At 71.8% G+C, this 22,255-nt stretch carries 22 protein-coding genes and 1 tRNA gene; 15 read left to right on the top strand and 8 right to left on the bottom strand.

Features of this window, described 5'->3' with window-relative positions; all coding sequences use genetic code 11:
• Window positions 1–103: 103 nt before the first annotated feature.
• A complete protein-coding gene (locus ACZ5GT_RS10810; RefSeq protein WP_469018695.1) occupies window positions 104–760 on the top strand; it encodes an SUKH-4 family immunity protein in 657 nt (218 codons plus the stop codon).
• A gap of 87 nt (window positions 761–847) precedes the next feature.
• Here ACZ5GT_RS10810 and ACZ5GT_RS10805 read toward each other — a convergent pair whose 3' ends face one another.
• From ACZ5GT_RS10805 to ACZ5GT_RS10795, 3 genes are all read right to left on the bottom strand, one after another.
• Window positions 848–1,042 carry a DUF397 domain-containing protein gene (locus tag ACZ5GT_RS10805; RefSeq protein WP_469018693.1) on the bottom strand — a complete coding sequence of 65 codons (195 nt, stop codon included), beginning with the start codon at window positions 1,040–1,042 and terminating at the stop codon, window positions 848–850.
• A complete protein-coding gene (locus tag ACZ5GT_RS10800; protein WP_469018690.1) occupies window positions 1,039–1,869 on the bottom strand; it encodes a helix-turn-helix domain-containing protein in 831 nt (276 codons plus the stop codon). The genes ACZ5GT_RS10805 and ACZ5GT_RS10800 overlap by 4 nt, the downstream gene beginning before the upstream one ends.
• A gap of 282 nt (window positions 1,870–2,151) precedes the next feature.
• Window positions 2,152–2,226, bottom strand: a tRNA-Cys gene (locus tag ACZ5GT_RS10795).
• Between the two features lie 187 nt (window positions 2,227–2,413).
• Here ACZ5GT_RS10795 and ACZ5GT_RS10790 point away from each other — a divergent pair.
• The 6 genes from ACZ5GT_RS10790 to ACZ5GT_RS10765 all read left to right on the top strand — a co-directional run bounded on the left by ACZ5GT_RS10790 (window position 2,414) and on the right by ACZ5GT_RS10765 (window position 8,502).
• On the top strand, window positions 2,414–3,916 hold the full coding sequence (locus tag ACZ5GT_RS10790; RefSeq protein ID WP_469018687.1) for an MFS transporter: 1,503 nt from the start codon (window positions 2,414–2,416) through the stop codon (window positions 3,914–3,916).
• Window positions 3,917–3,956: 40 nt separating this feature from the next.
• Window positions 3,957–4,157 (top strand): CopG family transcriptional regulator, encoded by a 201-nt coding sequence (locus tag ACZ5GT_RS10785; RefSeq protein ID WP_469018684.1) that lies wholly within the window; start codon window positions 3,957–3,959, stop codon window positions 4,155–4,157.
• Complete coding sequence (locus tag ACZ5GT_RS10780; protein WP_469018681.1) at window positions 4,154–4,543, top strand: type II toxin-antitoxin system death-on-curing family toxin; 390 nt, start codon at window positions 4,154–4,156, stop codon at window positions 4,541–4,543. The genes ACZ5GT_RS10785 and ACZ5GT_RS10780 overlap by 4 nt, the downstream gene beginning before the upstream one ends.
• A 121-nt stretch (window positions 4,544–4,664) precedes the next feature.
• The gene (locus tag ACZ5GT_RS10775) at window positions 4,665–6,464 is read left to right on the top strand and encodes a DEAD/DEAH box helicase (protein ID WP_469018678.1); all 1,800 of its coding nucleotides are present in this window, start codon (window positions 4,665–4,667) and stop codon (window positions 6,462–6,464) included.
• A gap of 400 nt (window positions 6,465–6,864) precedes the next feature.
• Entirely contained in the window at window positions 6,865–7,506 is a 642-nt protein-coding gene (locus ACZ5GT_RS10770) for an IclR family transcriptional regulator (protein WP_469018673.1), read from the top strand.
• Between the two features lie 204 nt (window positions 7,507–7,710).
• A complete protein-coding gene (locus tag ACZ5GT_RS10765; protein ID WP_469018666.1) occupies window positions 7,711–8,502 on the top strand; it encodes a S16 family serine protease in 792 nt (263 codons plus the stop codon).
• 135 nt (window positions 8,503–8,637) lie between these two features.
• Here ACZ5GT_RS10765 and ACZ5GT_RS10760 read toward each other — a convergent pair whose 3' ends face one another.
• Window positions 8,638–9,108 (bottom strand): Lrp/AsnC family transcriptional regulator, encoded by a 471-nt coding sequence (locus ACZ5GT_RS10760; protein ID WP_469018663.1) that lies wholly within the window; start codon window positions 9,106–9,108, stop codon window positions 8,638–8,640.
• A 139-nt stretch (window positions 9,109–9,247) separates the two neighbouring features.
• On the opposite strand from ACZ5GT_RS10760, the gene hppD reads away from it, so the two are divergent.
• The 3 genes from hppD to ACZ5GT_RS10745 all read left to right on the top strand — a co-directional run bounded on the left by hppD (window position 9,248) and on the right by ACZ5GT_RS10745 (window position 12,789).
• Window positions 9,248–10,393, top strand: a complete 1,146-nt coding sequence (gene hppD, locus ACZ5GT_RS10755) for a 4-hydroxyphenylpyruvate dioxygenase (protein WP_469018660.1) — start codon at window positions 9,248–9,250, stop codon at window positions 10,391–10,393.
• Window positions 10,394–10,509: 116 nt separating this feature from the next.
• A complete protein-coding gene (locus ACZ5GT_RS10750) occupies window positions 10,510–10,956 on the top strand; it encodes a hypothetical protein (protein WP_469018657.1) in 447 nt (148 codons plus the stop codon).
• Window positions 10,957–11,382: 426 nt separating this feature from the next.
• Window positions 11,383–12,789 carry an FAD-binding oxidoreductase gene (locus ACZ5GT_RS10745; protein WP_469018654.1) on the top strand — a complete coding sequence of 469 codons (1,407 nt, stop codon included), beginning with the start codon at window positions 11,383–11,385 and terminating at the stop codon, window positions 12,787–12,789.
• Between the two features lie 20 nt (window positions 12,790–12,809).
• Here ACZ5GT_RS10745 and ACZ5GT_RS10740 read toward each other — a convergent pair whose 3' ends face one another.
• Entirely contained in the window at window positions 12,810–13,223 is a 414-nt protein-coding gene (locus ACZ5GT_RS10740; protein ID WP_469018651.1) for an SsgA family sporulation/cell division regulator, read from the bottom strand.
• 242 nt (window positions 13,224–13,465) lie between these two features.
• On the opposite strand from ACZ5GT_RS10740, the gene ACZ5GT_RS10735 reads away from it, so the two are divergent.
• Both ACZ5GT_RS10735 and ACZ5GT_RS10730 read left to right on the top strand, forming a co-directional pair.
• Window positions 13,466–15,103 (top strand): RDD family protein, encoded by a 1,638-nt coding sequence (locus ACZ5GT_RS10735; RefSeq protein WP_469018648.1) that lies wholly within the window; start codon window positions 13,466–13,468, stop codon window positions 15,101–15,103.
• Between the two features lie 131 nt (window positions 15,104–15,234).
• On the top strand, window positions 15,235–15,909 hold the full coding sequence (locus ACZ5GT_RS10730; protein ID WP_469018643.1) for an RDD family protein: 675 nt from the start codon (window positions 15,235–15,237) through the stop codon (window positions 15,907–15,909).
• A 35-nt stretch (window positions 15,910–15,944) separates the two neighbouring features.
• On the opposite strand, the gene ACZ5GT_RS10725 is transcribed toward ACZ5GT_RS10730, so the two are convergent.
• Window positions 15,945–16,262 carry a hypothetical protein gene (locus tag ACZ5GT_RS10725; protein WP_469018640.1) on the bottom strand — a complete coding sequence of 106 codons (318 nt, stop codon included), beginning with the start codon at window positions 16,260–16,262 and terminating at the stop codon, window positions 15,945–15,947.
• Window positions 16,263–16,661: 399 nt separating this feature from the next.
• Here ACZ5GT_RS10725 and ACZ5GT_RS10720 point away from each other — a divergent pair, with 399 nt between their 5' ends.
• Both ACZ5GT_RS10720 and ACZ5GT_RS10715 read left to right on the top strand, forming a co-directional pair.
• The gene (locus ACZ5GT_RS10720) at window positions 16,662–19,001 is read left to right on the top strand and encodes an immune inhibitor A domain-containing protein (protein WP_469018635.1); all 2,340 of its coding nucleotides are present in this window, start codon (window positions 16,662–16,664) and stop codon (window positions 18,999–19,001) included.
• A gap of 121 nt (window positions 19,002–19,122) precedes the next feature.
• Entirely contained in the window at window positions 19,123–19,476 is a 354-nt protein-coding gene (locus ACZ5GT_RS10715) for a hypothetical protein (protein ID WP_469018628.1), read from the top strand.
• Between the two features lie 70 nt (window positions 19,477–19,546).
• Here ACZ5GT_RS10715 and ACZ5GT_RS10710 read toward each other — a convergent pair whose 3' ends face one another.
• Together ACZ5GT_RS10710 and ACZ5GT_RS10705 are read right to left on the bottom strand one after the other, a co-directional pair.
• Window positions 19,547–20,137: a nicotinamidase gene (locus ACZ5GT_RS10710; RefSeq protein ID WP_469018622.1), complete on the bottom strand. Its 591-nt coding sequence runs from the start codon at window positions 20,135–20,137 to the stop codon at window positions 19,547–19,549.
• A 323-nt stretch (window positions 20,138–20,460) separates the two neighbouring features.
• Window positions 20,461–21,798 (bottom strand): nicotinate phosphoribosyltransferase, encoded by a 1,338-nt coding sequence (locus ACZ5GT_RS10705; RefSeq protein WP_469018617.1) that lies wholly within the window; start codon window positions 21,796–21,798, stop codon window positions 20,461–20,463.
• Between the two features lie 90 nt (window positions 21,799–21,888).
• Between ACZ5GT_RS10705 and clpS the strand changes: the two genes are divergently transcribed.
• Window positions 21,889–22,206 carry an ATP-dependent Clp protease adapter ClpS gene (clpS, locus tag ACZ5GT_RS10700; RefSeq protein WP_469018614.1) on the top strand — a complete coding sequence of 106 codons (318 nt, stop codon included), beginning with the start codon at window positions 21,889–21,891 and terminating at the stop codon, window positions 22,204–22,206.
• Window positions 22,207–22,255: the final 49 nt, after the last annotated feature.

Raw genomic sequence — 22,255 nt, 5'->3', positions numbered from 1 at the left:
GCGTAATGTTCTGACAGTGGGGACGGTCGCTTCCGGCGGGAGACCGGACGGCCGGCCGGGCCCCGCACGGGGACGAGCAAGCACATCCGGGGGAACCATGAGCATGACCGACACCGCCGTCGCGGAGACGGCTTCGATCGACGACCATCCGAACCCGCGGGCGTTCGATGGCCACCTGAACCCGCAGGCGTTCGACGGCTGCCTGGACCCGCTCGCGTTCGGCGGGCTGCTGCCGCCGGCGACGGGACCGCGCGGCCGACACGGCGACGCGGGCGCGTCCCGCCCGCTGACCGGGGCCGCCGGCACCCCCACCGTCTCCGGACTCGCCCTCGACCTGCCCGCCCGCCTGCTGGACCGGGAGTTCGGCCCCGGCCGACTGGTCCGCTTCGAGGACATCGACTTCCCGTCCGCGCTGACCCACCAGCCGACCCGCCACTTCCTGTGCGAGACCGGCCTGCCCGAGGACACCGCCCTCTTCCAGCTGGACACGGACATCCCGCTGCCGACGCTGGCCGAGTACTACGCGGACGACCACCGCCCCGACGCGGCCCCGTCGCCCGACCTGCTCCCGCCGCACGCGGCCCGCCTGATACGCCTCGGCGACCTGGACGAGCAGCACGCCGTGCTGCTGGACGGCGCCACGGGCACGATCCTGACCTGGCGCGGCCCCGGCACGTCCCCGCACCCGCTGTCCACGGACGTCTCCACCTTCGCCCTCACCCTCTGCCTGCTCCACCACGACGGCACCCACCCGGAGTGACGCGGACCGTCGGACGCGCTCCGGCTCCCTGCGAGACGTGCACGGGGCCCTGAGCAAGCACACGCCCGCCCAGGGCCCCTGCCCTTGTCAGAGTGCCGCGAACTCGACGAACGAGGTCCACGCCGTGGGCTCCACGGTCAGCGCGGCAAGGGCTGTGTCCTTCGAGTCGCGGACGTGGACCCTGCCGGGGGTGGCGGCGACCTCTATGCATTCGCCGCCGGCTCCACTGCTGTGACTGCTCTTGTGCCAGGCCGACTCAGGTACGGGCTGTTCGATGCTCATCTCTCTCCAAGCAACTTCTCGACGAGGGCCAGCGACTCGCGTGGAGTGAACGCTTGGGCCCGAAGGATGCCGTACTGTTCCTCGATCTCCCGGACTGACTTCCGCTCCGTGTAGAGGCGGCTGTCCTGTTGAGCCTCCACGTACGCGATCCTCCGCCCTTCCTTCGTCTCGATCAAGGTGAACGGACCAGCCAGACCAGCATGTTCGCGGCGCTCGATCGGCATCACCTGGATCTCCACGTTACGTCGCTGACCGTGGAGCAGGATTTGCTCCAACTGTCCTCGCATCACGCCCCACCCGCCCAGTGGCCTGCGCAGAACCGACTCCTCGATGACGAAGCTGATGGTGGGCAACTGCGTGCGGCAGAAGATCTCCTGTCGCGCCAGGCGCGCTGACACCCTCTGATCGACCACGTCCTCGTGCAGCAGAGGCCGCCAGTTGGTGAACACCGCCCGCGCGTACTCTTCGGTCTGCAACAGTCCGGGTACCGCCTGGTTGGCGTACACATGAAGTTCGACCGCCTCGGCCTCCAACTTGGCCGCGTCCCGGAAGAACGTCGGATACTGAGCCCGAGCCACCTCCTCCTTGCTCGCGCTCAACACCCCGCCCGCACCCAGCACTTCATCCGCCTGGTCGATGAATCTCGGCGGCGGGATGCGTCTCCCCTGCTCGAAAGACGCGATCGTCGAGGCCGAGTACCCGGTCAGCGACCCGAACGTCGCGCGGTCCATCCCCGCCCGCTCCCGGAACAGCTTCAAGTGCCGCCCGAACAGGCAGACGAGGCCCGTCCCGACCTCGTACTCCGGCTGCTGAACCTCGTCGTCCACGCCGTGGCTCCTCCCGTACGCCCCTCGCAGTCACCGGACTCCGCCCGCCCAACGCGCCGCCCGGGAACCGGTCACGCCCCGCGTCACGGACAAGCGCCTCACCTGCGCGTACAGCCCGCACCCGTCAGCGCGTCGCTCCTGGTGAACGCTACGCAGAGTCTCGGGCCGTTGACCTTATGAAGTCGGCAACTCACCCGAACGGGCATCCGCCACAGGACCCCGCACGACCGGAGGGCGGCACCCCGTATGGGTGCCGCCCTTTCGTTCTTCCTGGTCAGGCAGTGGAGGCCGTGGCGGGAATTGAACCCGCGTAACTCGCTTTGCAGGCGAGTCCCTGAACCACTCGGGCACACGGCCGTGTTGATGAGACGACCGTAGGGCGGGGCGGGGGAGGGGCTCAAGGGAATCGCGGGGGCCGCAACGGGACTGCCATACGCCGTTCATGAAAGTGCCGGAAGCGCCGGGGGGCCTACGACCAAGGTCCCGGGACCAGGGCGACCTTGGACAGGGGTCAAAGCGGGCTGTGGGCCTTACCCTGGCGACCATGGCCGTCCATGAGCCGCGTGACACCGCGCCCGCAACCGAACCCGCAGAGAGAGCAGATGGAGCAGACGGAGCAGACGGAGCAGACGGAGCAGACAGCGCCGACAGTGCCGACAGTGCCGACGAGGGCGTGCTGGGGCGGTCGCACCGGGCGCTGAGCATCGGGATCGTGTCCGTCGTCCTGTTGATCGCCTTCGAGGCCACCGCGGTGGCCACGGCGATGCCGGTCGCGGCGCGGGAACTGCACGGGGTGCCGCTGTACGCGTTCGCGTTCTCCGGGTACTTCACCACCAGCCTGTTCGGGATGGTGCTCGCCGGGCAGTGGTCCGACCGGCGGGGGCCGCTCGGGCCGCTGACGGCCGGCATCGCCGCCTTCGCCGCGGGGCTGCTGCTCGCCGGGACGGCCGGAGCGATGTGGGTGTTCGTCCTCGGGCGGGCCGTGCAGGGGTTCGGCGGCGGGCTGGTGATCGTCGCGCTGTACGTCGTCGTCGGCCGCGCCTACCCCGAGCGGCTGCGACCGGCGATCATGGCGGCGTTCGCGGCGAGTTGGGTCGTGCCGTCGGTGGTCGGCCCGCTCGCCGCCGGTGCGGTGACCGAACACCTCGGCTGGCGCTGGGTGTTCGTCGGCATCCCGGTGCTGGTGGTCTTCCCGCTGGCGCTCGCGCTGCCGCAGATACGGCGCCGGGCGTCCGGCCCGGTGGAACGGGCGGCCGAAGCCTCCCCCGACCGCCGCCGCATCCGGCTCGCCCTCGGCATCTCCCTGGGCGCGGGACTGCTCCAGTACGCCGCCCAGGACCTGCGCTGGATCTCGCTGCTGCCCGGCGCCGTCGGCGCCGCGCTGCTCGTACCGGCCGTGCTCGGGCTGCTGCCGCGCGGCACGTACCGGGCGGCGCGCGGGCTGCCGTCCGTGGTGCTGCTGCGCGGCATCGCCGCAGGGTCGTTCATCGCCGCGGAGTCGTTCGTGCCGCTGATGCTCGTCACCCAGCGGGGGCTGTCCCCGACGCTCGCCGGGCTCTCGCTCGCGGCGGGCGGCGTCACGTGGGCGCTGGGGTCATGGGTCCAGTCGCGGGCGCGCGTGGAACCGTACCGGGAGCGGCTGATGACCGTGGGGATGCTGCTGGTCGCGGCCGCCGTCGCGGCCGCGCCGAGCGTGCTGATCGACGCGGTGCCCGCCTGGACCGTGGCCGTCGCCTGGACGTTCGGCTGCTTCGGGATGGGCCTGGTGATCGCCTCCACCAGCGTGCTCCTGCTCCAGCTCTCCGCCCCCGAGGAGGCCGGTACCAACTCCGCCGCCCTGCAGATCTCCGACGGCCTGGCCAACGTGATCCTGCTCGCCGCCGGCGGAGCCGCCTTCGCGGCCCTCGGCGGCGGCTCGGTGACCCACGCGGCGACCCAGGCCACGGCGTCCCGTCCGGCCGCCTTCGCGGCGGTGTTCCTGCCGATGGCGGCGGTGGCGCTGGTGGGGGCGTGGGTGACGACGCGGTTGCGGACGCCCGCTCGTTGAGTGGTACCACTTCGACCCCACGCGGTCATACCGTTTCGGTATGGCCATGAACCTGCGTCTCCGTGACGACCAGACCGAAGCACTGAAGCTGCGAGCCGAGGAGGAGGGCACCAGCATGCACTCGATAGTGCTGAGGGCCGTGGACGACTATCTGGCCAGGACGGCGCACGAGGCCCTGGTCCGCAAGGCGGCCAAGGAGCAGACCGCCAAATGGGCCGAACTGCTGGAGCGGCTCAAGTGACGCATGTCTATCTGTCGGCCGAGGACGGACTGATCATCGCCGGGTACGCCGTCGACGACCAGAGCGTCGTCGTGCGGGACGCGGGTCTGCTCGAGTCGGCCGTGCACCGGCCGTCCGCCTCGATGTTCGGGCAGGAGGCGTACACCGACGTGTTCGACAAGGCGGCGGCGCTCCTGCAGTCACTCGCCATCAACCACCCCTTCGTCGACGGGAACAAGCGCACCGCCTGGGTGTCCTGTGTCGTCTTCCTGGCCATGAACGACGTGCAGTTGCGCCCGGACATTGATGCGGCCGAGCGCCTGGTCATCGCCGTGGCGACGGGGGACCTCGACGAGGTGAAGGGGATCTCCGAGGCATTGCGGGACCTGGCCGAGCAGCCGGTGTGACGTGAATCCCACCCGGCCGCGACCCCGGGTCGTCACCGCATGGGCACCGCCGGGCCGCCGGTAGGGTGGCCCGGTTGTCATACGTAGCCGAGCCGCCCGACCCGCAGATCCCCCGGAGACCGTGACTACCACCGCCGCTTCCTCCACGCACTCGCACCACCTGTCGCCCGCCTTCCCCGGACGCGCTCCCTGGGGCACCGCCGGCAAGCTTCGCGCCTGGCAGCAGGCGGCGATGGACAAGTACATCCAGGAGCAGCCGCGCGACTTCCTCGCCGTCGCCACACCCGGCGCCGGAAAGACGACCTTCGCGCTGACGCTGGCCTCCTGGCTGCTGCACCACCACGTCGTGCAGCAGGTGACCGTGGTCGCGCCGACCGAGCACCTGAAGAAGCAGTGGGCGGAGGCCGCCGCGCGGATAGGGATCAAGCTCGACCCCGAGTACAGCGCGGGCCCGCTCGGCAAGGAGTACGACGGCGTCGCCGTGACGTACGCGGGCGTCGGCGTGCGGCCCATGCTGCACCGCAACCGCGTCGAGCAGCGCAAGACCCTCGTCATCCTCGACGAGATCCACCACGCCGGCGACTCCAAGTCCTGGGGCGAGGCGTGTCTGGAGGCCTTCGAGCCGGCCACCCGGCGCCTCGCGCTGACCGGCACGCCGTTCCGGTCCGACACCAACCCGATCCCCTTCGTGGCGTACGAGGAGGGCCAGGACGGGATCCGCCGGTCCGCCGCCGACTACACCTACGGGTACGGCAACGCGCTCGCCGACCACGTCGTGCGGCCCGTCATCTTCCTCTCCTACAGCGGCAACATGCGCTGGCGCACCAAGGCCGGCGACGAGGTGGCCGCCCGGCTCGGCGAGCCGATGACCAAGGACGCGATCAGCCAGGCCTGGCGTACCGCGCTGGATCCGCGCGGCGACTGGATGCCCAGCGTGCTGCGCGCCGCCGACCAGCGGCTGACCGAGGTCAGGAAGGCCATCCCGGACGCGGGCGCCCTCGTCATCGCCTCCGACCAGGACTCCGCACGCGCCTACGCCAAGCTCATCCGGGAGATCACCGGCAGCAAGGCCACCCTCGTGCTGTCCGACGACACCGGCGCCTCCGGCCGGATCGACGAGTTCAGCGGCAACCAGGACCGGTGGATGGTCGCCGTCCGCATGGTGTCCGAGGGCGTCGACGTGCCCCGGCTCGCCGTCGGGGTCTACGCCACCACCATCTCCACCCCCCTCTTCTTCGCGCAGGCCGTCGGCCGCTTCGTGCGCTCCCGGCGTCGCGGCGAGACCGCCTCGGTCTTCCTGCCGACCATCCCGGACCTGCTCACCTTCGCCAACGAGATGGAGGTCGAGCGCGACCACGCCCTCGACAAGCCGAAGAAGGAGGGCGAGGAGGACCCCTACGCCGAGTCCGAGAAGGAGATGGACGAGGCGAACAAGGAGCAGGACGAGGACACCGGCGAACAGGACATGCTGCCCTTCGAGGCGCTGGAGTCCGACGCCGTCTTCGACCGGGTCCTCTACGACGGCGCCGAGTTCGGCATGCAGGCCCACCCGGGCAGCGAGGAGGAGCAGGACTACCTCGGCATCCCCGGGCTCCTGGAACCCGAGCAGGTGCAGCTGCTGCTGCAGAAGCGGCAGGCCCGGCAGATCGCGCACAGCCGCAAGAAGCCGGACGCCGAGGCCGACCTGCTGGAGCTGCCCGCCGAGCGGCGCCCCGTCGTCTCCCACAAGGAGATGATGGAGCTGCGCAAGAAGCTCAACACGATGGTCAGCGCCTACGTCCACCAGAGCGGCAAGCCGCACGGCGTGATCCACACCGAGCTGCGGCGCGTGTGCGGCGGCCCGCCGAGCGCCGAGGCCACGGCCGGGCAGCTGCGCCAGCGCATCGCCAAGGTGCAGGAGTGGGCCACCCGGATGCGGTGACGCCGGGCGCGCCCGCAGGGCCGTAGGGGCGGGCGGGCGTGCGTTTCGGCCGCCGTCCGGACGGGCGCCGCGGGCGCGTTTTTCGGGCGAGTGCGCAGCGCAGGGGTGGTGCGTGCCGGTTGCTGGCCCCCGTACGAATCCGGACATACGGAGGTGTTCCCTCTATATCGGTGCCCGGATTCTGGACGGAGCCTTCCGCTGAGCGAACCTGCTTCGCTACTGTCCCGCTACGCACACGCCCCGTGGCAGCGCCGCCGCGGAGCGCAGCCGTGAAGCGACGCGGTCCGGGACATGCCGGGCCGCCGACCGATCGGCGGCCTCTGAAGCGCGTCGCCGACGGGACTCGGTGACGCACGCCGCGAGAGGGCCGCCGACCTCACCACCTGGAGGAGTGGGCGTCGTGACCGCGGAGACCTCTCAGACGCTCGACCGGGGACTGCGCGTCCTCAAACTGCTGGCCGACACGGACCACGGGCTGACCGTCACCGAGCTGTCCAACCGACTGGGCGTGAACCGTACCGTCGTGTACCGGCTGCTCGCCACCCTCGAACAGCACGCCCTGGTACGGCGCGACCTGGGCGGACGTGCCCGGGTCGGGCTCGGCGTGCTGCGCCTGGGCCGACAGGTGCATCCCCTGGTACGGGAGGCCGCGCTGCCCGCCCTCAGGTCGCTGGCCGAGGACATCGGGGCGACCGCGCACCTGACGCTGGTCGACGGGGCGGAAGCGCTGGCGGTGGCCGTCGTCGAGCCGACCTGGACGGACTACCACGTCGCCTACCGTGCCGGGTTCCGTCACCCGCTGGACCGCGGCGCCGCCGGCAAGGCGATCCTCTCCGCCCGGCGCCAGCCGTCGAAGGACCCCGGGTACGTCCTGACGCACGGCGAACTGGAGGCGGGCGCGTGCGGAGCCGCCGCACCGCTGGTCGGTGTCACGGGGGTCGAGGGCAGCGTCGGCGTGGTCATGCTGGCCGAGGTGGTTCCGGAGCGGGTGGGTCCCCGGGTGGTGGACGCGGCCCGCGAGGTGGCGGAGGCGCTGCGCTGACGCCTGCCGGGCCCCGGTTCCCGGCCGCCACAGCCGCCTACGGCGCCACTCCGGCACCCCTCCGGCACCCCTCCGGCACCCCTCCGGCACCCCTCCGGCACCCCTCCGGCACCCCTCCGGCACCCCTCCGGTGCCCGTCAGGCAGGCCGGTCGCGCCGGTCCACCGGCATCCGGCCGGAAGTCGCCGTCCCGTAGATTGATCCCGTGCTCTCTCGCCTCACGCGTCCTCAGGCCCTCGCCGTCTGTGGCCTGCCCGCGGCCGCTCTGGTCGCCACGGCGGTCTTCGCGCCGCTGCCGTTCTCGCTCGCGCAGCCCGGGATGACGGCCGACGTGCTCGGCCAGAACAAGGGCACCGCGGTGATCACGGTCTCCGGCGCGCCCACCCGCCGGACCAGCGGACAGCTGCGGATGACGACGATCGAGGCGACCAACCCGGACGCGCGCGTCTCGCTCGGCCAGGTGATCGACGCGTGGTTCGCCACGGACCGCGCGGTCATGCCGCGCGACTCGGTCTATCCGAGCGGCGAGAGCACCGAGGAGATCCAGAAGCACAACACCGAGCAGATGAAGCAGTCCCAGGACGCGGCGACCGAGGCCGCGCTGGACTACCTGCACCTCAGCGACAAGGGCGTCAAGGTCACCCTGCGGCTCGCCGACGTCGGCGGCCCCAGCGCCGGGCTCCTGTTCACCCTCGGCATCATCGACAAACTGAACGGCGACGGCAGCGGCGGCGACCTCACGGGCGGCCGCACCGTCGCCGGCACCGGCACCATCGCCGCCGACGGGACCGTCGGCGCGGTCGGCGGGGTCGCGCTGAAGACGCAGGCCGCGCGCCGGGACGGGGCGACGGTGTTCCTCGTCCCGAAGGCCGAGTGCGCCGACGCCCGGGCGGAGCTGCCCAAGGGGCTGCGCCTGGTCCCGGTGACCACTCTGAAGGGCGCGGTGAGCGCCCTGACCGCGCTACGCAAGGGCACGGGGGCCGTTCCCGGCTGCTGAGCGCTCCGCTGAGTGCTTCGCTGTGCGTGCCGCGTCGTGCCGCGTCGTGCCGCGTCGTGCCGTCGGTCGGCTGCGGCGCCGTCGTGGCCGGTCGCGCAGTTCCCCGCGCCCCTTCACTTCAGGGCGCTGAGGCGGTCACTCGCCCCGGGCCGCCTGCTCCACCAGGGGTATGGTCCGCAGCGGGACGGGGTTCTCCATCACGATCGCGGTCGAGGCCCGCACGATGCCGTCGAAACCGACGACCAGGTCGATCACCCGTTGCAGGTCGGCGTTGGAGCGGGCCACCAGCCGGCACAGCATGTCCCCGCTGCCGGTGGTGGTGTGCAGCTCCAGCACCTCCGGAACGGACGCCAGGTGCGCCCGTACGTCCGTCCCCTGCCCCTGGCGGATCTGGAGCGTGGCGAAGGCGGTGACCGGATAGCCGAGGGCCGCCGGATCCACCTGCGGCCCGAACCCGCGGACGACCCCGCTCGACTGGAGCCGGTCGAGGCGAGCCTGCACCGTCCCCCGGGCCACCCCCAGCCGCCGGGACATCTCCAGCACCCCGATCCGCGGCTCCCGCGCCAGCAGCACGATGATCCGTCCGTCCAACTGGTCGATCGCCATGGCAGCCTCCCGCGTCAAGTGGTCGTCCTGGTGGTCATCCTGTACAGAAAGCCCGGATGAACGAGCGTCCGACTGGGCAGATTGACCAGCGAATACGCAAACTATTGCGCACCTTGCCGTCCGCCACCAGGCTTCCGGTATGACCCAGACCACACACCACGTTCCCGACACCGCCCGGCAGGCCGACCCCTTCCCGGTCAAGGGAATGGACGCGGTCGTCTTCGCCGTGGGCAACGCCAAGCAGGCGGCGCACTTCTACTCCACCGCCTTCGGCATGCGGCTGGTCGCCTACTCCGGACCGGAGAACGGCAGCCGCGAGACCGCCAGCTACGTGCTGGAGAGCGGATCGGCGCGGTTCGTCCTCACCTCGGTGATCAAGCCCGTCACCACCTGGGGGCACTTCCTCGCCCAGCACGTGGCCGAGCACGGCGACGGCGTCGTCGACCTCGCCATCGAGGTCCCGGACGCGCGGGCCGCCCACGCCTACGCGATCGAGCACGGTGCCCGCTCCGTCGCCGAGCCGTACGAGGTGAAGGACGAGCACGGCACGGTCGTCCTCGCCGCGATCGCCACCTACGGCGAGACCCGCCACACCCTCGTCGAGCGCACCGGCTACGACGGCCCGTATCTCCCCGGCTACGTCGCCGCGAAGCCGATCGTCGAACCGCCCGCCGAGCGCACGTTCCAGGCGATCGACCACTGCGTCGGCAACGTCGAACTCGGCCGCATGAACGAGTGGGTGGAGTTCTACAACAAGGTCATGGGCTTCACGAACATGAAGGAGTTCGTGGGCGACGACATCGCCACCGAGTACAGCGCGCTGATGTCGAAGGTCGTGGCCGACGGCACCCTCAAGGTCAAGTTCCCGATCAACGAGCCCGCCGTCGCGAAGAAGAAGTCCCAGATCGACGAGTACCTGGAGTTCTACGGCGGCGCCGGCGTCCAGCACATCGCGCTCAACACGAACGACATCGTGCGGACGGTACGCACCATGCGCGCGGCCGGCGTGGAGTTCCTCGACACCCCCGACTCCTACTACGACACCCTCGGCGAGTGGGTCGGCGACACCCGCGTCCCCGTGGACACCCTGCGCGAGATGAAGATCCTCGCCGACCGCGACGAGGACGGCTACCTGCTGCAGATCTTCACCAAGCCGGTCCAGGACCGCCCGACCGTCTTCTTCGAACTCATCGAGCGGCACGGCTCGATGGGCTTCGGCAAGGGCAACTTCAAGGCGCTGTTCGAGGCGATCGAGCGGGAGCAGGCCAAGCGCGGCAACCTGTGAGCCCGATGAGCCGATGAGTCGATGAGCCGAAATCCTTGCGACCGGTGAACGGCAGTTGACACCCTCGAGTCCCGCGGGCACCGCAGGGGCGTCCGCAGGACTCGCGGGGAGCCGGTGTGGAGACACCCATCAACCTGGCCGTACCGTCCGCCGGTTGGCTGCTGCGGAAGGCGACGCTGAAGGAACCGACGGTGCTCCAGTCGTTCGCCTTCGACGACGTGCGCGGGCACCTGTACGTCCTCCAGGTCACCGCCCACGGCCACGCGGCCGGCGACCTGTGCCTGAACCGCCTCGACCACCGGGCAAGCGGCAGCCGTCCGTCTGCCCGGCGTCCGGGCGCATCGCCGTCCGCTACCGGGACCAGGCCGGCAAGCCCCGCTACCGCGTCTGGGGACCTCGACGCCTTCGTCGCCCGCGACTACGACAACCCGGTCGCGGACATCGCGCAGACCGGCGCCCACCCTGACCCGAAGGTCTCCTTCCAGGGGTACGCCCTCTACCGGGACGGCATCTACCAGCTGGCCGGCTCGCCCTACGACGAGCACACCAACCGTTCCTTGTGACTGAGCAGGAGTGATCCCAGTCAGCCGTACGCCCCGAACGGTCTTGGGCGCACTGGTCTCCGGCGTACTCAACCCCAGGGCGGCGACACGCATCCTGTGCGTTATCCGTTCCCGGGAGGCCAGTTCCCTGTACGACCTGGCCATATGGCTACAGACAGAGGCGGCGAGGAAGCCCTGAACCATCACTCCGGTGGAGCAGGGGCCTCGCACACTGGCGCCGCACCCGGCGTCCCAGATCGTGCGGACACGCTACCGCGCTTCCCACGCGGCGCCGCAACCCCGCGAGCCAACCACCACACGATCGAGCTAAACGGACCTCATACACCCGCCCCTGCCCGCGCCCCGCTCCTGCCCGCGCTCCGGGAACCCGGGCAGCCGCCGGCTGCCGGACACGGGGTTCACACCGCCGGCCGTCGGTGCGACGCTGTGATCATGAGCCGTATCGAAGCGCCCCGCGACGAGGTCACCGGCAACCTGATCGACCGGCTGCTCGGCGGCCTGCCCGCCGACGCGGTCCTCACCGACCCCGACGTCACGGCGTCCTACGCCAACGACATGGCCAGCTTCTGTCCGGCCGGCGCCCCCGCGGCCGTCGTGCTGCCGCGCACCGTCGAACAGGTCCAGCACGTCATGCGCACCGCCACCGAGCTGCGCGTCCCGGTCGTCCCGCAGGGCGCCCGCACCGGCCTGTCGGGCGCCGCCAACGCCACCGACGGCTGCATCGTGCTGTCGCTGACCAGGATGGACCGCATCCTGGAGATCAACCCGGTGGACCGCATCGCGGTGGTCGAGCCGGGCGTCGTCAACGCCGCCCTCTCCCGGGCGGTCGGCGAGCACGGCCTGCACTACCCGCCGGACCCCTCCAGCTGGGAGACGTGCACCATCGGCGGCAACATCGGCACCGCGTCGGGCGGCCTGTGCTGCGTGAAGTACGGGGTGACCGCCGAGTACGTGCTCGGCCTCGACGTCGTCCTCGCCGACGGCCGGCTGATGACCACCGGCCGCCGCACCGCGAAGGGTGTCGCCGGGTACGACCTCACCCGCCTGTTCGTCGGCTCCGAGGGCTCGCTCGGCGTCGTCGTACGGGCGGTCCTGGCGCTGCGGCCGAAGCCGCCGCAGCAGCTCGTGCTGGCGGCCGAGTTCGCCTCCGCTGCCGCCGCCTGCGACGCGGTGTGCCGGATCATGGCGGGCGGGCACGTGCCGGCGCTGCTGGAACTGATGGACCGCACCACGGTGAAAGCGGTCAACGACCTCGCGCACATGGGCCTGCCGGAGACCACCGAGGCCCTGCTGCTGGCCGCCTTCGACACCCCCGACCCGGCCGCCGACCTGGCCGCGCTCGGCGCGCTGTGCGAGGCGGCCGGCGCCACCCAGGTGGTCCCGGCCGACGACGCGGCCGAGTCGGAGCTGCTGCTGCAGGCGCGGCGGCTGTCGCTCCCCGCGCTGGACGCGGTCAGGGGCACGACCATGATCGACGACGTGTGCGTGCCCCGCTCCCGGCTCGGCGACCTGCTCGACGGAGTCGAGCGGATCGCCGCCAAGCACGGACTGACCATCGGCGTCGTCGCCCACGCCGGCGACGGCAACACCCACCCGACGGTCTGCTTCGACGCGCAGGACGCCGACGAGTGCCGGCGTGCCCGCGAGTCCTTCGACGAGATCATGGCCCTCGGCCTGGAACTGGGCGGCACGATCACCGGCGAGCACGGCGTGGGCGTGCTGAAGAAGGAGTGGCTGGCGCGCGAGATCGGCCCGGTGGGGCTGGAGATGCAGCGGCAGATCAAGCAGGTCTTCGACCCGCTGGGCATCCTCAACCCGGGCAAGCTCTTCTGACGCCGGCCGCCCGCCGCCCGTCACCTGGCGAGTAACTCGTCGAGCGCGTCGTCGAGGCCGAGCTGGTCCGCCTCCGTCCCCGGGGGCACCACCCGCAGTGTCCGCTCCAGCCAGGCGGACACCGGACCGGCCGGCGCCTGGAGCAGGGCGGCGCCGGCGGGGGAGTCCAGCGCCATCAGCACGACGCCGCGGCCGTCGGCCTTGCTCGGCCACACCCGCACGTCGCCGTGCCCGCACGGCCGGAAGACCCCCTCCACCAGCAGGTCCCGGGAGAACGTCCAGTCCACCTGGTCCTCGGATCCGATGTGAAAACTGACGTGGACGGCGTACGGGTCGTCGGTGCGGTAGCCGAGCCGGGCCGGGACCGGGATGCTGCGCTCCGGCGACAGGATCAGCCTCAGTTCGAGTTCGCGTTCCACCACGGTGTGGCGCATGGCGTGCGGTTCCTCTCTCGGGCAGGTGTACGGGGCCCGATGGGCGAGCCCGTACGGGTGAGAGGGGGGTGACAGTCATTCCTTACGCGAGTTGGGCGGATTTTTTTCCGAAACGTGCGAACCCGGTGCCTGTCATTGCCCGGAAAGTGTTGGGTCCGGCGGGACTTGGCGTGCCGGGGCGGCCGGTCTGATAGATGTGGAGCCCCCCATACCCACCCCCGAGCAGATACGGGACGACGGACATGAGCGCCCCAACCCCGGCACCCGGTGACGACAGGCCCCGCGAGGGGTATTACCCGGACCCGTCCATTCCTGGATACGTCCGGTACTGGAACGGCGCCTCCTGGGTCCCGGGCACCAGCCGTCCGGCGCCGACGGACGGCGAGCAGCTCGTCCCGCCGCCGGGCGCCGGCCCCACGCCCGCCCCGGTCGAGGAGACCGGCCCGCACTTCTTCGACGAGGACCCGCAGCCGCAGGCGTCCCCGGCCGGCGCGGGGCCCGGCGGCCGTCCCGAACCCGCCTCCGCGTGGGGCGCCGACCGCTCGCACCAGACCGGCTTCGGCGGCGACCAGGACCGACGGGTCTCCTGGGGCGCTCCGCAGGGCGCCGACCCGCGCCTGCCCGCCGGGCCCCCGTCCCGGCCGGCCGGGCTCTCCGCGTCCACGGACGGCACGGCGACGATCCCGCCGGCCGACGAGCCCCCCGGGCAGACGGCCTCGGGTGAAGTGTCCTCGGACGGCACGTTCGTCTTCCGCCGCCCGGCCGGGACGCCCCAGGGAAGCCCCCACGGGGCGGGCACGCCCGGCGGCCCCGGCGCGGGGACGACGCCTTCCGCGGGGCCCGGCGCCCCGGGCTCCGGCGGCCCCGTCGGCGACGACGGCACCATGATCTTCCGTACGCCGTCCCCGCGCGCCCAGCGGCAGGGCTCGGGCCCCGGCTTCGGCGCCGGCAAGGCCGCCGCCGAGCGGGCGGCCGCGGCACAGGCACAAGCACAAGCACAGGCGCAGGCGCGGGCAGCCGCCCCGCAGGCGGCTCCCGGGGCTCCGGCCCCGGCGGCACCCGTGGCCCCGGCCTCCATGCCCCCTGCGGCCTCCTCCGCACCGGCGCCCGTGGCACCGTCTCCGGCCGCCCCTTCCGGACCCCAGCAGGTCCCTCCGGCGGCCGTTCAGCCGCCCGCCGCTCGGCCTGCTCCGGCTCCCGCCGCACCGGTCGTTCCCGCCCCCGCGCCCGCTCCCGTGCCTGCTCCCGCCCCGGTGACCGCGGGCCCCGGAGGCGGGCAGCCGTCCTGGGCGCAGCAGGTGCACCGACTCGCCGGGGCCTCCGGCGACGAACAGCCCGTGGCGCCCTGGAAGCCGCCGGTCGAGGACGTGTTCCAGGCCGCCGCCCGGCGCCAGTCCGCCGCCCGCCCCGCGGGCCTCGGCAAGCGGCTGGCCGCCCGGCTGCTGGACACCGTCGTGGTCGCGGGCGTCACCGCCGTGGCCGCCGTACCCCTCGGGGCCAGGGCGCTCGACCACGTCGACGAGAAGATCGACGCGGCCAAGCTGTCCGGACAGACCGTCACCGTCTGGCTGCTCGACGGGACGACGTCGGCCTGCCTCGGCGCGGTCCTCGCCGTGCTGCTCCTGTCCGGCGTCCTGTACGAGGCGCTGCCCACCGCCAAGTGGGGCCGCACGCTGGGCAAGAAGCTGCTGGGCCTGGAGGTGCGCGACATCGAGGCGCACGAGCCCCCGTCCTTCGGCGCCGCGCTGCGCCGCTGGCTCGTCTACAGCGTGCCCGGCCTCCTGGTGATCGGGGTCGTGGGCGTCCTGTGGTGCCTGTTCGACCGCCCGTGGCGCCAGTGCTGGCACGACAAGGCCGCGCACACCTTCGTGGCGGGCTGAACCGTCGCAAGCTGACGGCCCACGCCGAACCGCAGCCGCCGACCGCATTCGTCGAACGAACGCCCGGATCCCGTACTCCGGACGGCCGCTCGCCGGATGCGGACGACGGGTGTTCGCGGTCGACTCGGGCCATGAGCACCGAACCGCCCCCCGGCTCCGGCCGGCAGCCGGATGACGACCAGTTCAGGAAGCAGCCCCCGCCCGGAGAGCCCGGGGCGGGCTCGGGCTCCCCGTACGACGCCCCGCACGGCGGCGGCGACCAACCGCCTCCCCCGGGCGGCGGCCCTCCCGGAGGCGGCCCGTACGGCGGTGGCCCCACCGGCGGTGGCCCGTACCCCGGCGATCCGCTGGCCGGTATGCCCCCGCTCGCCGACAGCGCCCGGCGCACGCTGGCCCGGATCATCGACATGATCCTCGTCGGCATCGTGGTCTGGCTGGTCACCTGGGGCCTCGGCACGCACCGGTACACCGTCGCGGCCGCCGAGATGCAGTCCGTCAAGGCGTTCGTGCAGTCCCTGGTCGCCGCCGTGCTCTACATGGGCTACGACACCTTCATGATCAGCAGGTCGGGCCAGACGCTCGGCAAGAAGTGGCTGAAGATGCGGGTGGCCAACCTCGCCGACGGCGCCACGCCGTCCGTGCAGACGTCCCTGCTCCGCGCGGCGGTGCTGTGGATCCCGTTCGCCTTCTGCTGCGCCTGCGTCTGGACCGTGATCGCGGGCGGCTGGAGCTTCTTCGACCGGCCCTACAAGCAGGGCCTGCACGACAAGGCGGCCAAGACGGTGGTGGTCAGTACGGCCGGCTGACGCGGATCAGGGCCCGGCTGCCGCTCTGTCGGCCGTCAGGCGGAAGCCGACCGGCCCGAGGCCGCGACCGGCACCGCCTGCCCGGCCTGCCCGCCCTGTCCAGCCCGGCCGGTGTGCCCGGCCGGCCGCTCGCCCTCCCGCTCGGCCCGCGCCGCGGGTTCGGGCGCCGCCACGGTCCTGGGCCTGGACGGCGAGACCGTCAGGGCGACGAGGAGCCCCAGAGCGAGCGCCGAGACCGCGACGACCGCGATGCCCGTGACCGAACTCGTCCCGGACAGCAGCAGCATGGCGAGCGTCGAGAAGATCACGGTGCACGAACCGTAGGCGAGTTGTGCGACGGTCGGACGAGGCATGGCAATCGTGTCCTCGGAAGTGGGGGTCCACGGGGGTGTCGGCCTGGCTTTCCGCCGTATTTCAGGGCGTTCCGCAGTCGACTCTAACCGCGTGCATGCCCGAGCGGAACGAAGAGTAAGCGTGACCTAACCAACAGTGCAGATGCACGGGGGGCGCACGGAGTCATGACGTCCACCAGGTGGACGGACTCGCGCGCCTGTCGGACGGTCGGGCGGGCGTTCGTAAAGCGAACGCCGGGTCCGCATAGTGCAGTTGACCTGTTCAAGTCAAGGTCTGTTTTTTCTTACCAACCTCTAGTCAAATGACGTCACTTGACAACACGCGTACCCCACGCGCGCGGCCCTCCCCTGTCCGGGACCACCTTCCGCGCGTGTCCCGGACGCGGGGGAGGAACTCAAGTGACCCACAGATCATGGACGTTCAGAACGGCCGCGGTCGGTGTCGCGCTCGCGGCGGCGACCGCCACGTTCTCGACGTCCGCCGTGGCGCAGGCCGACAAGGCCGCGGGCGCCACCGTCGACCGGCACGACCCGGCGGCGGCCAAGAGCATGGAGCAGCACGACCTCGACGGCCCGCTCTCCAAGACCCAGGACGCGCAGCGGCAGGAGGCCCTCGACCAGGTCATCTCCGGCAAGGCCAAGGTCAAGGACCGCAACGGTTCGCAGGTCGTCCAGCTCAAGAGCAAGAAGGGCGACAGCAAGTACGTCGAACTCGGCCGCGAGAAGACCGACAAGATCTTCACGATCCTGGTCGAGTTCGGCGACCAGATCGACAGCACCTACGGCGGCACGGCCGGCCCGGCGCACAACCGGATAGCCGCGCCCGACCGCACGAAGGACAACTCGACCGACTGGCAGGCTGATTACAACCAGCAGCACTACCAGGACCTCTACTTCGGCACCGGCGCCGGCGTCGAGTCGCTGAAGAAGTACTACGAGAAGCAGTCCTCGGGCCGCTACTCGGTCGACGGCGAGGTCACCGACTGGGTCAAGGTCCCCTACAACGAGGCCCGTTACGGCTCCAACAGCTGCGGCAACTGCGCCTGGTACGCGGTGCGCGACGGCGTCACCGCCTGGGTCGCCCAGCGCGAGGCGGCCGGCGAGACCGCCGCCCAGATCCGCGCCGAGCTGGCCGAGTTCGACCAGTGGGACCGCTACGACCACGACGGCGACGGCGACTTCAACGAGCCCGACGGCTACATCGACCACTTCCAGATCGTGCACGCCGGCGAGGACGAGTCCGCGGGCGGCGGCGCGCAGGGCGAGGACGCCATCTGGGCGCACCGCTGGTACGCCTTCGGCACCGACGCCGGCGCCACCGGCCCCGAGGACAACAAGCTCGGCGGCACGCAGGTCGGCGACACGGGCATCTGGGTCGGCGACTACACCATCCAGCCGGAGAACGGCGGCCTGGGCGTCTTCGCCCACGAGTACGGCCACGACCTCGGCCTGCCGGACGAGTACGACACCAACGGCGGCGAGAACTCCACCGGTTTCTGGACCCTGATGTCGTCCGGTTCCTGGCTCGGCACCGGCAAGAACGCCATCGGCAACCTGCCCGGCGACATGAACGCCTGGGACAAGCTCCAGCTCGGCTGGCTCGACTACGACGTGGCGCAGGCGGCCACCCGCTCCACGCACAAGCTGGGCGTCGCCGAGTACAACACCAAGAACGCGCAGGCGCTCGTCGTCGAACTGCCGCGCAAGGAGGTCACCACCGAGGTCGTCGCCCCGGCCCAGGGCGCGAGCCAGTGGTGGAGCGGCAGCGGCAACGACCTGCGGAACACGCTGACCCGTTCGGTGGACCTCACCGGCCGGACGTCGGCCGCGCTGACCCTCGACGGCTGGTACGACATCGAGGCCGACTACGACTTCCTCTACGCCGAGGTGTCGACCGACGGCGGCGCCAACTGGACGGCCCTGGACGGCACCGTGGACGGCCGGCCCGTCCCGCGCGACGGCAGCGACAAGCCGGCGCTCACCGGCTCCGTCGACGCCTACGCGAAGCTCGTGTACCCGCTGGACGCCTACGCGGGCAAGAAGATCGACCTGCGCTTCCGCTACCAGACGGACGGCGGCGTGGCGCTGAAGGGCTTCGCGGCGGACGAGATCACGGTCACCGCCGACGGCGCCGCCGTCTTCGCGGACGACGCCGAGTCCGCGGACGCGGCCTGGACGGCGAACGGCTTCTCCCGCATCGGCGCCTCCATCACGGACGACTACGCGCAGTACTACGTCGCGGAGAACCGCCAGTACGTGTCGTACGACAAGACCCTGAAGGTCGGCCCGTACAACTTCGGCTTCTCCACGACCCGTCCGGACTGGGTCGAGCACTACCCGTACCAGAACGGCCTGTTGATCTGGAAGTGGGACACCTCCCAGCCGGACAACAACACCGGCGACCACCCGGGCACCGGTCTGATCCTCCCGGTGGACGCCCACCCGGCGCCGCTGAAGTGGTCCGACGGCACGCTGATGCGCAACCGCATCCAGGCCTACGACTCGCCGTTCAGCTGGTACCGCACGGACGGCATCACGCTGCACAAGGCGGACGTCGCGGCGAAGATCCCGTCGCTGCGGGGCGTGCCGGTCTTCGACGACCACAAGCACACCTACTACGACGAGTCGAACCCGGCCGCCGGTGTCAAGATCACTGACACCAACACCAAGATCAGGATCGTCAAGGAGCCGCTGAGCGGCTCGACGATCTCGCTCGAGGTCGGCCCCGCGGTGAAGTAGTCGGTATTTCCGCAGGTCAAAAGCGTATCGGCGGTGACCCCCTGGCGGGTCGCCGCCGATCGTGTTTAGGTGCGTCCTGTGGCTACCTTATTGACACCGAATCGCACGGGGGTGTGACCGCATGGCCGCAGGAGGTTTCGCCAAGCTGCCGACCGGCAGCGTGGTGGTGGCGCTGAACCTGCCCAGCCCCACCGCCGACGGGACGGGCCCGGTCCGTGTCCTCGTCCACGCCCGCAACCGCGCACGTGCCCTGACCAGGCTGCGCAACCTCGGGATGCGGGCGGTCTACCTGCGGGGCAACGCGGCCCCGCCGACCCCCGACGAGATCACGGCGGTCCTGCACCATCCGGACGGCCTGATATGGCGCACGGCCCCTGACAACGGTGTCGCAGCGGGCCCGGTGCAGGAGCTGTGGCACCCGATCAGGGCGCTGCTGCGGCAGCCGGCAGCCGGCGGCCCGGGCCTGACGGCCTGACCGGCCGCATCCTTCCGTTCGCGGCCCGTTCGCGGCCTGTTCGCGGCTCGGGCGACTCCGTTCGCGGCGCTCAGGCGACGACCGGCTTGCCGGTCAGCTCCACGCCCGCCGCGCGCATCTCCTCGACCGCCCGCTCGGTGGTCTCCGCGGCCACTCCGGCGGTCAGGTCGAGGAGGACCTGCGTGCGGAAGCCCTCCCGCACGGCGTCCAGGGCGGTGGCCCGCACGCAGTGGTCCGTCGCGATGCCCACCACGTCCACCTCGCCGACCTCCCTGGCCCGCAGCCAGTCGGCCAGCTTCACCCCGTTCTCGTCGGTCCCCTCGAAGCCGCTGTAGGCCGCCGCGTAGGCGCCCTTGTCGAAGACGGCGTCGATGGCGCCGGAGGCGACGGCGGGCGCGAAGTTCGGGTGGAAGCCGACCCCCTCCGTACCGGCGACGCAGTGCGCGGGCCAGGAGCGGACGAAGTCGGGGTTGTCGGCGAAGTGGCCGCCGGGTGCGATGTGGTTGTCCCGGGTGGCCACCACGTGCTGGTAGCCGGAGCCGGCCGCCTGCCCGATCAGCTCGGTCACGGCGGCGGCCACGTCGGCACCCCCGGACACCGCGAGGCTGCCCCCCTCGCAGAAGTCGTTCTGCACGTCTACGACGATCAAGGCGCGGCGCATGGTGGTGTCCTTCGGCTAGGGCCTGTCGTTTGGATCAGGCCGGCTGTGAGGTGCGGCTTCTTGCGGCCGACCCGAGCGGGGTCTGGTGCGTGCAGATGCAAGGCGGAGGAGGGAGTCGACGCGGAGCGTCGGGGACCGACGACAACGCGGCAGATGCGCGTGCCAGGGCCCGCGACGCAGGGCTGATCCAAACGGCAGGGCCTGAGGGTCGGGTAGGGGTGCGGGCCCGGCCGTTGAACTTCCGAGCCTAGAGACTTCGGGGGCGGGGCGGGAGAGGGGCGTCGCGGAACGTGACCGCGGGTGCCGCCGGCCGCCCCGGCACCTCAGCGCGGATGGACGTACTCGGTCGGTATGACGGCCTCCCCGCGGGAGAGCTGGGTCGCCGACAGCGGCAGCCCGGCCCGCGCGGCCGCGTGCCGCTCGCGCACCACGTCCAGCGGCTCCCGGGCGACCACCTCGCCGCCCTTTATCAGCTCCACCAGCAGCTCCCGGCCGGCCAGCTCGGCCGGGACCGGCCCGGTGCCGACGACCTCGGCCTCGGCGACCCCGTCCGCGTCCAGCCGCCGCGCGGCCCACTTGCGGCCCCCGAGCGACGTCTTGCCGCCGCTGGACCGCTTCGCCACCGGCACCAGCGGCGCCCGGGGATCGTCGGACTCCGCGCGGGCGACGAGCTTGTAGACCATCGACGCCGTCGGGTGCCCGGACCCGGTCACCAGCTGGGTGCCGACGCCGTAGGCGTCCACCGGAGCGGCCGCCAGCGAGGCGATGGCGTACTCGTCCAGGTCCGAGGTCACGACGATCTTCGTGTCCCGGGCGCCCAGGGCGTCCAGCTGCTGCCGCACCCGGTGCGCGACCAGCAGCAGGTCGCCCGAGTCGATGCGCACCGCGCCCAGCTCGGGCCCGGCGATCTCGACGGCGGTACGGACGGCCTCGGCGACGTCGTAGGTGTCGACGAGCAGCGTCGTGCCCCGGCCCAGCGAGTCGACCTGGGCGCGGAAGGCGTCCCGCTCGCTGTCGTGCAGCAGGGTGAAGGCGTGCGCGGAGGTGCCGACGGTCGGGATGCCGTAGCGGAAGCCGGCCGCCAGGTCGGAGGTGGAGGAGAAACCGCCGACGTAGGCGGCGCGGGAGGCGGCGACGGCCGCCAGTTCGTGGGTGCGGCGGGCGCCCATCTCGATCAGCGGCCGGTCGCCCGCCGCCGAGGCCATGCGGGAGGCCGCCGCGGCGATGGCGGAGTCGTGGTTGAGGATGGACAGGATCACGGTCTCCAGCAGCACGCACTCGGCGAAGGAGCCCTCCACCCGCAGCACCGGCGAGCCCGGGAAGTACACCTCACCCTCGGGGTAGCCCCAGATGTCGCCGGAGAAGCGGTAGCCGGCCAGCCACCGCAGCGTCTCCTCGTCGACGATCCGCCGCTCCCGCAGGAAACCGAGGACGCCCGCGTCGAAGCGGAAGTTCTCGACGGCGTCCAGCACGCGTCCGGTGCCCGCCACGACGCCGTAGCGCCGCCCCTCGGGCAGCCGCCGGGTGAAGATCTCGAACACCGACCGGCGCCCGGCGGTGCCCGCCTCCAGGGCGGCCTGCAGCATCGTCAGCTCGTAGTGGTCCGTGAAGAGCGCCGTCGACGGGACGTCCACCGGCAGCCCAAGGTCCGCTGTGTTCATGGCAGGGGATGGTACCCCCATTTCGTCAGTTTGACGATTTGCGGTGGCGGCTCCGGGCCGTTTGTGCGACCACCCCCCTCGGGTGGCAGCATGGGCCTTGTGACGTCACCCGCTCCCGTAGAGATCGAACGCACCGAATCGGCGGAGGAGGCCTTCGCCGTACCCGAGCCGGACGTCCCCTGGGTCACGATCGTCCACAACGACCCGGTCAACCTCATGAGCTACGTGACGTACGTCTTCCAGACGTACTTCGGCTACAGCAAGGACAAGGCCACCAAGCTCATGCTCGACGTCCACCACAAGGGCCGGGCGGTCGTCTCCAGCGGCACGCGCGAGGAGATGGAGCGCGACGTGCAGGCCATGCACGGCTACGGCCTGTGGGCCACCCTCCAACAGGACCGGAAATGACCCGCCCCCGGGCCGCAGGACCCGAAGCGGTCCGCCCGCCGGCCGCAGG

This window comes from Streptomyces sp. NPDC031340 (genome assembly GCF_055569945.1).
This window is presented reverse-complemented; position numbering and strand designations above follow the sequence as displayed.

Coding starts and splice junctions, on each gene's coding strand:
- ACZ5GT_RS10810 (WP_469018695.1), top strand. CDS start 104: ATGACCGACACCGCCGTCGCGGAGACGGCTTCGATCGACGACCATCCG.
- ACZ5GT_RS10805 (WP_469018693.1), bottom strand. CDS start 1,042: ATGAGCATCGAACAGCCCGTACCTGAGTCGGCCTGGCACAAGAGCAGT.
- ACZ5GT_RS10790 (WP_469018687.1), top strand. CDS start 2,414: ATGGCCGTCCATGAGCCGCGTGACACCGCGCCCGCAACCGAACCCGCA.
- ACZ5GT_RS10785 (WP_469018684.1), top strand. CDS start 3,957: ATGGCCATGAACCTGCGTCTCCGTGACGACCAGACCGAAGCACTGAAG.
- ACZ5GT_RS10760 (WP_469018663.1), bottom strand. CDS start 9,108: ATGGCGATCGACCAGTTGGACGGACGGATCATCGTGCTGCTGGCGCGG.
- hppD (WP_469018660.1), top strand. CDS start 9,248: ATGACCCAGACCACACACCACGTTCCCGACACCGCCCGGCAGGCCGAC.
- ACZ5GT_RS10740 (WP_469018651.1), bottom strand. CDS start 13,223: ATGCGCCACACCGTGGTGGAACGCGAACTCGAACTGAGGCTGATCCTG.
- ACZ5GT_RS10735 (WP_469018648.1), top strand. CDS start 13,466: ATGAGCGCCCCAACCCCGGCACCCGGTGACGACAGGCCCCGCGAGGGG.
- ACZ5GT_RS10730 (WP_469018643.1), top strand. CDS start 15,235: ATGAGCACCGAACCGCCCCCCGGCTCCGGCCGGCAGCCGGATGACGAC.
- ACZ5GT_RS10725 (WP_469018640.1), bottom strand. CDS start 16,262: ATGCCTCGTCCGACCGTCGCACAACTCGCCTACGGTTCGTGCACCGTG.
- ACZ5GT_RS10715 (WP_469018628.1), top strand. CDS start 19,123: ATGGCCGCAGGAGGTTTCGCCAAGCTGCCGACCGGCAGCGTGGTGGTG.
- ACZ5GT_RS10710 (WP_469018622.1), bottom strand. CDS start 20,137: ATGCGCCGCGCCTTGATCGTCGTAGACGTGCAGAACGACTTCTGCGAG.
- ACZ5GT_RS10705 (WP_469018617.1), bottom strand. CDS start 21,798: ATGAACACAGCGGACCTTGGGCTGCCGGTGGACGTCCCGTCGACGGCG.
- clpS (WP_469018614.1), top strand. CDS start 21,889: ATGGGCCTTGTGACGTCACCCGCTCCCGTAGAGATCGAACGCACCGAA.